The 11,606-nt window shown below is 60.9% G+C and carries 11 protein-coding genes and 1 pseudogene; 7 read left to right on the top strand and 5 right to left on the bottom strand.

What is annotated here, in order from left to right; all coding sequences use genetic code 11:
* Positions 1 to 228: pseudogene (locus FJ957_RS23645) on the top strand (hypothetical protein); the annotation flags it as partial.
* Positions 229 to 232: 4 nt separating this feature from the next.
* Here the strand turns inward: FJ957_RS23645 and FJ957_RS23640 are convergent.
* From FJ957_RS23640 to FJ957_RS23630, 3 genes are all read right to left on the bottom strand, one after another.
* A complete protein-coding gene (locus FJ957_RS23640; RefSeq protein ID WP_246685943.1) occupies positions 233 to 1,444 on the bottom strand; it encodes a HAMP domain-containing sensor histidine kinase in 1,212 nt (403 codons plus the stop codon).
* Positions 1,445 to 1,572: 128 nt separating this feature from the next.
* Positions 1,573 to 2,238 (bottom strand): response regulator transcription factor, encoded by a 666-nt coding sequence (locus FJ957_RS23635; RefSeq protein WP_140835230.1) that lies wholly within the window; start codon positions 2,236 to 2,238, stop codon positions 1,573 to 1,575.
* Entirely contained in the window at positions 2,235 to 2,525 is a 291-nt protein-coding gene (locus tag FJ957_RS23630) for a PepSY domain-containing protein (RefSeq protein ID WP_246685942.1), read from the bottom strand. The genes FJ957_RS23635 and FJ957_RS23630 overlap by 4 nt, the downstream gene beginning before the upstream one ends.
* 163 nt (positions 2,526 to 2,688) lie before the next feature.
* On the opposite strand from FJ957_RS23630, the gene FJ957_RS23625 reads away from it, so the two are divergent.
* Entirely contained in the window at positions 2,689 to 2,952 is a 264-nt protein-coding gene (locus FJ957_RS23625) for a hypothetical protein (RefSeq protein ID WP_140835228.1), read from the top strand.
* A 49-nt stretch (positions 2,953 to 3,001) separates the two neighbouring features.
* Entirely contained in the window at positions 3,002 to 3,469 is a 468-nt protein-coding gene (locus FJ957_RS23620; RefSeq protein ID WP_140835227.1) for a DUF2231 domain-containing protein, read from the top strand.
* A gap of 94 nt (positions 3,470 to 3,563) precedes the next feature.
* Here the strand turns inward: FJ957_RS23620 and mgtA are convergent, their stop codons facing one another.
* Together mgtA and FJ957_RS23610 are read right to left on the bottom strand one after the other, a co-directional pair.
* Positions 3,564 to 6,080: a magnesium-translocating P-type ATPase gene (gene mgtA / locus FJ957_RS23615; protein ID WP_246685946.1), complete on the bottom strand. Its 2,517-nt coding sequence runs from the start codon at positions 6,078 to 6,080 to the stop codon at positions 3,564 to 3,566.
* Positions 6,081 to 6,201: 121 nt separating this feature from the next.
* Complete coding sequence (locus FJ957_RS23610) at positions 6,202 to 7,011, bottom strand: universal stress protein (RefSeq protein ID WP_140835225.1); 810 nt, start codon at positions 7,009 to 7,011, stop codon at positions 6,202 to 6,204.
* A gap of 263 nt (positions 7,012 to 7,274) precedes the next feature.
* Between FJ957_RS23610 and FJ957_RS23605 the strand changes: the two genes are divergently transcribed.
* The 4 genes from FJ957_RS23605 to FJ957_RS23585 all read left to right on the top strand — a co-directional run bounded on the left by FJ957_RS23605 (position 7,275) and on the right by FJ957_RS23585 (position 11,604).
* Complete coding sequence (locus FJ957_RS23605) at positions 7,275 to 8,762, top strand: PAS domain-containing sensor histidine kinase (protein ID WP_246685945.1); 1,488 nt, start codon at positions 7,275 to 7,277, stop codon at positions 8,760 to 8,762.
* Positions 8,752 to 9,363: a response regulator FixJ gene (gene fixJ, locus FJ957_RS23600; protein ID WP_140835224.1), complete on the top strand. Its 612-nt coding sequence runs from the start codon at positions 8,752 to 8,754 to the stop codon at positions 9,361 to 9,363. Before FJ957_RS23605 ends, fixJ begins: the two co-directional genes overlap by 11 nt.
* 448 nt (positions 9,364 to 9,811) lie before the next feature.
* On the top strand, positions 9,812 to 11,089 hold the full coding sequence (gene hemA, locus FJ957_RS23590; protein ID WP_140835223.1) for a 5-aminolevulinate synthase: 1,278 nt from the start codon (positions 9,812 to 9,814) through the stop codon (positions 11,087 to 11,089).
* An 86-nt stretch (positions 11,090 to 11,175) separates the two neighbouring features.
* Positions 11,176 to 11,604 carry a DUF2267 domain-containing protein gene (locus FJ957_RS23585; protein ID WP_140835222.1) on the top strand — a complete coding sequence of 143 codons (429 nt, stop codon included), beginning with the start codon at positions 11,176 to 11,178 and terminating at the stop codon, positions 11,602 to 11,604.
* Positions 11,605 to 11,606 lie beyond the last annotated feature (2 nt).

The raw sequence follows: 11,606 nt of genomic DNA, 5'->3' as shown, positions 1-11,606 counted from the left end.
CCCATGCAGAACCTGGCCCATAGCGCATCCTTTGATTCGGAAGATAAGGATGCCCCATCAAAGCCTGGGATCAAACACCTAGTGCGCCTCGCCATGCCCGACTATCTAGAGCGCACTTTCTACATTTCCGGCCCGCAGGCGATGGTCAAGGCGTTGCGCCAGAAGCTCCTTGCAATGGGCGTCAGCCGTTCGAAAATAAAGGTCGATTATTTTCCCGGTTTTGCCTGAGGTCTCAACCAAGCCGAGGCAAGTAAATGGTCACCGCCAGACCCGAATTGGCGTTCGCCATTTCGAGGCGGCCGCCATAAGCTTCGACGATGTCCGAAACGATCGCCAGGCCGAGGCCGCTGCCGCCGCCCTTGCTGTCAAGCTGGACGCCACGCAACAAAGCGGCATTCCGGGCGGCCTCCGGAATGCCCGGCCCATCGTCGACGACCTTGATGATGACTTCGCCGGCGCTTTCGGACGCACTCACATGGACCAGGGAGTTCGCGAAACGCGTAGCGTTCTCCACCAGATTGCCGAGGACCTCGGATAGATCGCCCTCGTCAACCGGCGCCATGAAATCCTCGGCGACATCGATCTCGAATGAGAGCTGCTTGCCCCTTGGCGTTCGTCTGACAACGGCAATCACGCCATTCGCCACCTCTCGGACGAGGCACGCAGCATCGCCGGAAACGCCGGGAGCCAGACGAGCACGCGCCAATTCCCGCTCGACATGGCGGCGAATGGCGCCGGCGCTTTTCTCGATCTCGTCGGCGAGCCCGGTCTCGCCTTTCTTGCGCAGAGTCCGAATATCAGCGGAAAGGACCTGCAAGGGCGTCTTGAGGCCGTGCGCCAGATCCGTGGCGCGCGAGCGTGCGCGAGACAGGGCCTTCTCCTGGGCGGCAAGCAACCGGTTAATTTCGTCTGCGAGTGGCTGCACTTCGCTCGGCGCGGCCACGTCAAGCCGAGTCTTCCGTTGCGCAATCACGTCCCTGACGGCGACTCGCAGGCCTTCCAATGGCGCCAAGCCGACGGTGATCTGGATGAAGAATGCGCCCATCAGTGCGAATGCGAGCACCGTGAGCGCCGGCGCGAGATCACGGACATATTCCCCCACCGAGACCTCGACATTGCGGTGATCCTCCGCAACGACAGCACGAAACGCCCTCCCGTCGGCGTCGGTAATCGTACGCAGAACGGCGACGGTGAGCTCGCCGCCTGGCCCTCTGAGCTCTTCCTTCCTCAGTTCGCCATTCGCTGCCTGCTCGGGCAAGGCGAGCGTGGCATCCCACAAGGAGCGCGATCGAACGAGGTTGCCGGTCGCAAGGTCTTCCACCTGCCAGTAATGCCCGGACAGCGGACTGGCGAAGCGCTGATCCGCCAGCGTCGATGCGACCAGCAGGCGGCCGTCGGCCGCGAAGCTCGTCGCACCGATCAACTCATTGAGGTCGACGGTCAACTCGCTGACGACCCGCCGTTCGACGTTGAGCTCGAAAAGATAGCGCAGGCCGACGCCGGCGATGGCAAGAGCGATCACGATCGATATGGCTGCGGCCGACCAAAGCCTGAAGCGGATCGAATTGCGCATCAGCCAGGCCCGTCCGGCACGAGATATCCGAAGCCGCGTCGGGTTTCGATAACATCGCTGCCGAGTTTGCGCCGCAGCCGCGCAACGATGACTTCGATCGTGTTCGGGTCGCGTTCGTTGTCGGAGCTGTAGAGATGTTCCGCGAGCTCGGTCGGCGCGACCACACGACCGGCATGGTGCATCAGGAACGCCAGAAGCCGATACTCGAGCGGCGAAAGTGCCACGGGAATGCCGCGAAGCGAGATGCGCATCTGGCGCGTGTCGAGCGACAAGGGACCCGACTTCAGGACCGGTGCCGCCTGTCCGCTCGAACGGCGCAGGATGGCGCGCAGTCTCGCCAGCAGTTCCTCCATTTCAAAAGGCTTGGGAAGGTAATCGTCGGCGCCGGCGTTGATGCCTTCCACCCGCTCAGTCCACAACCCCCGCGCCGTCAGGATCAGGACCGGAAAGCGCCGGCCATTGGCGCGCCAGCGCTTCAGGACCGTGAGGCCGTCAAGCTTCGGCAATCCAAGATCGAGGATCGCCGCATCATAGTTCTCGACGTCGCCTGCAAACCAAGCGGCCTCACCATCGCTCACGGTGTCGACGGCCATGCCCGAGGCCTTCAAAACCGCGGCGACATCGGCCGCAATGCGCGGTTCGTCTTCTGCCACGAGGATCTTCATTTGTGGTCGCCTTCGCTGCCCAAGACGCCGCCGGCACCGGCATCGACATCAACGGTCCTGCGGCGTCCATCGGCAGCAACCACCTGGAACCGATAGATCCACTTGCTTCCGACGCGAATGAGGTCGACCGCAACGATCTCGCCAGGAGCCCTGGCGCGGACGATGGCCATGATATCGGCAAGGCCCTCGATTTCGCCGCGCTCATAAAGGTCGCGCGCCCGGTCGTGGTCATCGTCGTCATCTTGCGCCCTGGCGGCCAACGGCGTGACCAGCACAAGTGCGGCCATCCCCAGAGCTGCAAGGCGTATCCACCCGATTTTCATGGACGAGAGCTGTCGCATGCCGAAGCTGTCAAACCGCTGTCAATCATCGTCAGCCGGCGGCAAGGACCACGTCTCTATTAAGGGCCGCCGTCCCCGATGACGGGCGCGTAGAGAAGGAGCTGAAACCATGCGCAATCTTCCTGTCCTAGTTGTCGCCCTGGGAGGTCTCGCTGCTTTTGTACTGCCCGCGGCCGCGGAATCCGACCATGAATCATGCGCGGCCGCATCCGCCACGTCTTCCTCAACAATCGACCTCGAGGCCATTCCCATGAAGAGCGCCGCCGGCCCCAAGGCGGTGGTGGGCATCGGCGACGACGAATGTGACGGCCGAATGCCCGCATCCGATGCGCGCAGCGAGCGAGCCGACGAACCCGGCAATAGCGACGACTGATTGGCCATCTGACTGACTATTTGCTCAATCTACCTGGAGAATACCTGCAATGCCTGAAATTCAGCACGTCCATCCCATTCTGGTGCATTTCCCTATTGTACTCATCTACACACTTGTGATCATCGATCTCGCCGCGCTCGCCGGCAGGAATGCCGTAACGATGCGATCGGGCGTAGGAACCATTTCGACTTTTGTCGCCGTCGCCGCGGGACTGTTCGCCATTGCCACCTGGCTCTTCGGCGGTATGGCCCTTGATTACGCGGAGGCTGCCGGTTTCAGCAGCGAAATAGCGGAGATACATGAGAGCTTGGGCACGGTCAGCGCCTTCACCTTTCTGACCTGGGGCGCCATCCGGCTCGCGCTGTGGATAAGAAATCGTGACCTGGGAACGTTGGCTCTCGCCATTCCAGCCATTGAGATAGCCGGCGCAGCTCTGGTCACGGTAACCGGTTATTATGGGGGCCAGCTTGTCTATGACCTTGGCGTAAACGTCACCAAGACCGCCGTCGGAGGCTGACGTCGCGGTGTTAGACCTTGGGCCGCGCACATCGAGCCGCATCTTTCGGCTCAACCCGGGATGCGGGTCGGTGCGGCCCGGTGCCGATGTGAGGTCAAAGTTTTTGGCTGGGCTTGGCCCGGCTGCCGTGGTCGAACAGCCAGCTCTTTGTAAGCTCCGATACGAGTATGTACAGCACGGTGATCGCGAGCAGCCCGGCCAGAACCGGTCCTGGCAGAGGCACAAACCCAAGCCAACTGGCGAACGGAGCATAAGGAACAGCGATGGAGATAGCGGCGACACAGACCGCGAGCCCCGCAAGCAAGCGGCTGGGACGGCTGTTCCATGGCCTCATATGGGTGCGCACGATGAACAGGATGGCAAGTTGAGTCAGCACCGATTCGATGAACCAGGCCGTCTGAAATGTGGCTGCTTCGGCATGCGCTACCAGCAGAAGGAAGGCGAAGGTCGCGAAGTCGAACGCGGAGCTCACCAGTCCGAAACTCACCATGAAACGTCTTATGAAATGGATGTCCCAGTGCCGCGGTCTGCGCAGTTGTTCGATGTCGACGTTGTCGCCAGCGATCGCAAGCGATGGAATGTCGGAGAGGAAATTGTTCAGCAGGATCTGCTTGGCCAGCAGGGGCAGAAACGGCAGGTAGAGCGAGGCGGCGGCCATACTGATCATGTTGCCGAAATTGGCGCTGGTCGTGATGGAGATGTACTTCATCGTGTTGGCGAAGGTTTTGCGGCCATCGTCGACGCCCCTCACCAACACGCTCAGGTCTCGCTTGAGCAAGATGATGTCCGCGGCTTCGCGCGCCACATCGACGGCCGTATCGACCGAAATGCCGATGTCTGCCTCATGAAGCGCCGGCGCATCGTTGATGCCATCGCCCAGATAGCCGACCACGTGGCCGCTCCGGCGCAGTGCCTCGACGATGCGCTCTTTCTGGTTCGGGTCAATCTCGACGAAAAGATCAGTATTGCGGACGCCGGCCAGAAGCCCGTTCTTCGTCAGCTTCGATAGATCCTCGCCGGTCATGATCCGATCGGCCGGCAGACCCACGGCCTCGGCCAGATGCGCCGCGACGTAGCGGTTATCGCCGGAAATCACCTTTACGCCGATGCCTCGGTCGGTAAGCGCCGACAGTGTCTCCCGCACCCCCTCCTTCGGCGGATCGAGAAACAGCAAGAACCCCGCGAACGCCATGTCGGTCTCGTCATCACGGCTGAAGCTCGCCTTGTTCTGAAATCGACGGATCGCCAGGCCGAGAACGCGATAGCCTTGTGCGCTCCAGTGTCTGAATCGTTCGTCGATCGCCTCGCGCTCCGTCGCGCCGAGGGGTGTCAAGCCATGCGAACCTTGCACGAAACCGCAAGCATCGAGGACGTTCTGTACGGCTCCCTTGGTGATAAGGATCTGTTCACGCTTGCTGTCCTGCACTGCGACCGACAGGCGCTTGCGCACAAAATCGTAGGGGATCTCATCGATTTTGGTGAAGCCGGACAAAGCCTCATGTAAATGCGGTGCGCTCGCAATCGCCTCGTCGAGAGGATTCTTCAGGCCCGTCTGCAAAGTCGCGTTGAGCCGGGCGAAAAACAGGACGTCGGTCGACGCGTTGCCCTCGGCGTCGAACGATCCATCGAGGTGAATGACGCCCTCCGTCAGCGTCCCGGTCTTGTCGGTGCACAGCAGATCCATGCTGCCAAGATTCTCGATGGCATCGAGACGGCGCACGATGACACCGCCGGCGGCCATCGTCCGAGCGCCCCGGGCTAACGTCACGCTGATGATCGCCGGAAGCAGTTCGGGGGTCAGACCAACCGCCAGCGCTAGTGAAAACAACAGGGACTCGATGAAGGGCCGGTTGAGCATCACATTGGCGAAGAACACCAGGATGACGATCACAAGCATGATCTCGGTCATCAGATATCCAAACATCCTGATGCCGCGAGCAAACTCGGTCTCGGGTATCCGTCGCTCCAATGCTTCGGCGATCGACGCGAATTCGGTGTGCGCTCCCGTAGCGACGGCCAGCACCTTTGCCGTTCCACTGCGAACCGACGTGCCGGTGAATACGGCATTGCTTCGCTGCGCGATGCCGGCCTCGGGCGGCGAGCGACCGGCGGACTTCACGACGGGAAAAGTCTCGCCGGTCAGAACAGACTCGCTGACGTTGAAATCCCGCGACTCCAGGATGACGCCATCGACTGGGATGAGATTGCCAGCTGACAGGCAGACGACGTCGCCTGGAACGATCTCCTCGACATTGACGGCGCGTTCGAAGCTGTCTCGAAGCACAGTCGCCTTGCGGGAGATTCGGTTCTGCAAAGCCTCCATCGCTCGCGAAGCGCCATACTCCTGAGTGAAGCTGAGAACGCAGCTGGCAAGCACGATCACGCCGATGATTGCAGCTTCATGCCTCTCCCCGACGAATGCAGAAACGGCGGCGGCAAAGACCAGGATGAGGACCAACGGGCTGCGAAACTGGCGCGCGAATACGCTCAGCGCCGATCCGCCGGATCGAGGCGCCAGTGCATTGCGACCGAAACTAGCAAGCCGGATTGCCGCGTCGACACTGAGCAAGCCGGAAGTGGAGGTCTGCAGTTGGTCCACCAACTCCGCCATTTCGAGCGACCAGTATGCTGGTTCGACATCGCCGCAAAAGCGGCTGACCGGTCGCTTCCCGCCTGGAACGCTTTCCAGTCGGTTCGAGCTATCTGCCGTACTGGTCGCCATGGTCGTGCAGTCAGTTCGAAAACAGGCGGCTGATGCTATTCTCGCCAATCAGCGAGCGTGTGATGCCGCCAAATGCCCATTCCCTGAGCCGGCTGTGTCCGTAGGCCCCCGAAACGATCAGATCGGCGTGGGCCGAGCGAGCAAACGCAACGAGCCCTTCGCCGTCCGCAGCGTCGGCGATCACTTCGGTTCGTGCCATGATGCCATGCTGCTCCAGAAACACCGCCACATCGGCGAGGCTGTCTCGAACATCCTCACCCGAGGCAGTCTCCATTGTAGCGACGACAACCTCTTTGGCCTTGGCAAGGAAGGGCAAGGAGTCGGACAGAGCTCTTCGAGCTTCCCGGCTGTCCTTCCAAGCGACCAGGACGGTTTTCCCGACCAGGTGTTCGGCATTGCCCGCGGCAACCAGCACAGGGCGACCGGCCCCCAGCACCAGGCTTCCTATATCGAGTGCACGAAAGACATCGTCGTTGCCATCGCCGGTCACGATGAGATCAGCTGAACGGGCTACCAGTCCCACGGCGCGAGTCGGACCGCAGATATATTGTTTCCATTCGCTGCTGATGGATTGCGGGACAAGCCTCTCGAAACTGTCGCGCAGTTCGGCAAGACGCTTCTCGATCTCCTGCCGTTTGACCTGCATGACCTCGCCCTCATAAACTAGGCCTTCGCTCGTGGCCACCAAAGGCGGAACATCCGCGGCAGCGAAGCCGATGAGATGAGCGTCGAAGCGATGCGCCATTTCTGCTGCAAGCTTCACGATTGGCGCGGGATCCGCATCGACGGCCAAGTTGACGACAATCGTTTTGTAGGACATGCGGCACCTTCAGGAGATGATGATCGATTGATGAGTGCCATTCCGCGAAGTGCACGACCTTGATGCTGATCAAACTCTGGTGGCTCTATGTTTGCGAATGCCTGCGTGAGTGCTAAACCAGTGACCGCCAGTGTTCCTTCAGAAGCAGATTGGATGTGACCCAGAAGAGCCCAGCTTCCGCGGGAGCCATCGCCGAAGCAGCCGCTTCGCTTGACGGCTTGTCGCGAAGTGATGATTTGCCGGAACATGAGTTGCTTGCATTGATGTTCGAGCAAGCACCGGGTTTCATGACATTGCTGAGAGAGCCCGGGCACGTGTTTGAACTGGCGAATGCCGCCTATCAGCGAATGGTCGGCCAGCGAAATGTCATTGGCAGATCGGTGCGTGAAGCCTTTCCCGACCTCGAAGGCCAAGGCTTCTTCGAATTGCTGGACCGCGTTTACGAGACCGGCGAACCCTATGTGGGCCGAAGCGTCAAGGTCGTATACCGCAACGTCGAGACGGGCGGCGCGGAAGAACGCATCCTAGACTTCGTCTATCAGCCCATTAGAGCAAAGGACGGCCAGATCACCGCGATATTCGTTCAAGGCACGGACGTCAGCGAGCTGTCCTTCGCCAACGCCGCGCTGCAACTGCGTGAGGATCACCTGCGTTCGATCCTGGCGACTGTACCCGATGCCATGGTCGTTATCGACGAACAGGGTCTGATGCAGTCCTTCAGCACTGCTGCCGAAATGCTGTTCGGTTATAAATCCAGCGAAGTTATCGGTCGAAATGTCAGTTTGCTGATGCCCAATCCCTATCGAGAGGAACATGACGCTTATCTGCACAGATACCTTTCCACCGGAGAACGCCGCATCATAGGACTTGGACGCACCGTGACCGGGATGCGCAAGGATGGCTCGACCTTTCCCATGGAACTGGCCGTCGGCGAAATGCATCCGGGAACGGGCCGTTTCTTCACGGGCTTCTGTCGCGACCTGACCGAACGCCATAGGACGGAAGCGAGGATGCAAGAGCAGCAGCAGGAGCTGCTCCACATGGCAAGGTTCACCGCGCTCGGCGAAATGGCTTCGACATTGGCGCATGAGATCAACCAACCGCTGACAGCCATCACAAACTATCTTAAAGGCAGCCGTCGTCTGCTCGAGAAAAGCAATGACGAGAACGCGACTATGTTGCGAGAGGCCGTCGAAAAGGCCGCCGAGCAAGCCTTGCGCGCGGGCGACGTCATTCGTCGCCTCAGGGACTTCGTTGCCAGGGGCGAAAGCGAGCGCCAGGTCGAACACCTGCCAACGCTCATCGAGGATGCCTCCTCGCTCGCTCTGGTTGGCGCGAGGGAGGCCGATGTCCGCGTCACATACGATCTCGACCCAGCGGCCGAGCTCGTTCTGACCGACCGAATTCAGATCGAGCAGGTGCTGCTCAATCTTATGAGAAACGCCGTGGAGGCCATGCAGGGCGCGCCGCGCCGGGAGTTGCGGGTCTCTACCGCCTCTCGACATGACGGGATGGCAGAGGTCAGCGTGGTCGATACTGGGCCTGGGCTGGCACCGGAGGTTTCAGCCCAGCTTTTCCAGCCCTTCGTGACAACGAAGAAGCAGGGAATGGGAGTGGGACTGTCTATTTGTCGCACTATCGTCGAGTCGCACGGTGGTCATATCTGGGCGGAGTCGATGCCCGAGGGTGGAACGGCCTTCCGGTTCACTTTGCGCGCGGTAGAAAAAGAAGAGGTCGCCAGTGGCCAGTGATGTCGTCCATGTGGTCGACGATGATGTCGATGTCCGCAAATCGCTGGGCTTTCTCCTCGCGACAGCCGATTTTGCCGTGCGCCTCTACGAGTCGGCGACCGCATTTCTGGCGACAGAGCCGAAGGAGCTCGAGGGTTGCATCGTCACGGATGTGCGTATGCCTGGCATCGACGGCATCGAGTTCTTGCGGCAATTGAGATCCCGCGGTTTGAACGTGCCGGTGATTGTCATGACCGGTCACGCCGATGTCGCGCTGGCCGTCCAAGCGATGAAGGAAGGCGCTGCCGACTTCATCGAAAAGCCGTTCGACGACCAGGTTCTCATTGATTCGCTGCGTTCGGCGCTGGATCACCGCAGCCAGCCTGTCGCGGCCCACCCACAATCAAACGAAATCCGGAAGAACCTTGCCACTCTTTCGGAACGTGAGCGCCAAGTGCTTGACGGGCTCGTCTCTGGTCTGCCGAACAAGACGATTGCCTACGATCTCGGGATCAGCCCGCGCACGGTTGAAATCCATCGTGCGAATGTCATGAGCAAGATGGGAGCGGGCAGTCTCTCACATCTGGTACGCATGGCACTGATCGCCGAGCCCAAACATTAAGCGCCGCTTCTGTTTGCACGCGCGCCCTTGGCCGACGTCAGGACAGGTCTCGCAGCAAGCTCGCCCGCCGCTCCTTTGGATTCCAGTCCCGCCAGTGGGTCGGCCTGATGTCGACACGAACGCGGGTAACGACATCCATCCACCCATCCCGACCCTTTTCGCAAGGAAAAACAAGCGCGTGCAGACCTTCCTCGTCCAGAACGGCTAGTTCGAGGCTACGGCCAAAGGGGGCGCTTGCTATTGGATTCCACATCCGCTTACCGTGGATCGAGATGCCGGCGAACGCTTTGATTTGAATCAGGTTTTCGAAAGGATGGCCAACAAGGCTCGTTTGACTTCGGCACGCGAATTGACCTAGCTCAAAGTCGAGACCGGCAAACTGAGTATGGTGACCCAACAGGACAGGCCTGCCGCGACCGGCGGCGGGTGTCCGGCAAAGGAGCTCACCATGAATTACCAGCGGTTCTTCGAAGATGCGATCGACCAGCTCCACGCCGAGCGTCGCTACCGCGTTTTCGCCGACCTCGAGCGCATGGTGGGCAAGTTCCCGCGCGCCATCTGGCGTTCCAACGGCCGCGCCCAGGAAATCACCGTCTGGTGCTCCAACGACTATCTTGGCATGGGCCAGAACGAGGATGTGATCACCGCCTTCCAGGCCGCGGCCGGCAAGATGGGCTCGGGCGCCGGCGGCACCCGCAACATTTCCGGAACATCCAACCCGCTGGTCGAGCTGGAGCATGAGCTCGCCGACCTGCACGACAAGGAAGCAGCACTCGTCTTCACCTCCGGCTTCGTCTCCAACGAAGCCTCGATCTCGACCATCGCCAGGCTTTTGCCCAACTGCCTGATCATCTCGGATGAGCTGAACCATGCCTCGATGATCGAGGGCGTGCGCCGCTCGGGCGCGGAAAAGAAGATCTTCCGCCATAACGACGTCGCGCATCTGGAAAGCCTGCTGCAGGCCGCGGGGCGCGAACGCGCCAAGCTGATCGTCTTCGAGAGCGTCTATTCGATGGACGGCGACATCGCGCCGATCAGGCAGATCGTCGAGCTCGCCGAACGCTACAACGCCATGACCTATATCGACGAGGTCCATGCGGTGGGCATGTACGGGCCGCGCGGCGGCGGCATCACCGAGCGCGAAGGGCTGGCCGACCGCATCGACATCATCGAGGGCACCTTGGCCAAGGCCTTCGGAACGCTGGGCGGCTACATCACCGGCACAAGTGCCGTCATCGACGCCGTGCGCTCCTATGCGCCGGGCTTCATCTTCACCACCGCGTTGCCGCCGGCGATCGCGGCCGCGGCGACCACCTCGATCCGTCACCTCAAGCGCTCGCAGGCCGAGCGCGACGCGCAGCAGCGCCAGGCTGCCAGGACCAAGCAGGTGCTTGCCGCCGCGGGCCTGCCGGTGATGGAATCGGCCACCCATATCGTGCCGGTGCTGGTCGGCGACCCCGAGCTTTGCAAGATGGCGAGCGACCGCCTGCTCGGCGTGCACGGCATCTACATCCAGCCGATCAACTATCCAACGGTGCCGCGCGGCACCGAGCGGCTGCGCATCACGCCGACGCCGTTCCATTCGGACGCGCTGATCGCCGAATTGCAGGACGCGCTGGTCGAGACCTGGGATGCGCTGGGCATTCCCTATGCCTCAAGCGGTCGTCCCGCCGTCGCCAAGACCGACCGGATCATTCCGCTGCTCACGGCGGCGGCGGGCGGCTGAAATCGAGGACGTCGAACTTTGATCCGACGCAATGCGCGGGGCTTCCAAAGGAGGAAAAAAGGAAACCACGTTCAGGGATACCAGCCATGACACACTCTGTTTCGCACACCTCAATCACGCATGCTGCCGATCAAGCGCAGCAATGGGTAAACGAGCTTGCCAAGGACCTGGATTGGAACGAACAAAGTGCGTTCCGGCTGTTGAAGGCAGTCCTGCACACTTTGCGCGACTGGCTCTCGCCACAGGAAACGGCGGATCTGTCGGCACAATTGCCCACCTTGATCCGAGGAATCTATTTCGAGGGGTGGAACCCACCCGACCCCGTGTGCGAGCGCAAGAAGCGCGACTTCGTCATCAGCGTCAGGAAGAGCTTCGGTTACGAGCCGGAGATCGACGTCGATAAGGCTATTGCAGTTGTGTTCCGACTGCTCGACCGTCACATTTCCCACGGCGAAATCGTCCAGGTCCGGAACTCGATGAAGAACTCGCTGCGTCAACTCTGGCCGGAGGGATGACC

Source organism: Mesorhizobium sp. B2-4-6, from assembly GCF_006442775.1.
GTDB lineage: Bacteria > Pseudomonadota > Alphaproteobacteria > Rhizobiales > Rhizobiaceae > Mesorhizobium.
The sequence above is the reverse complement of the archived record's forward strand: the minus strand, read 5'-3'. Positions and strand labels throughout refer to the sequence as shown.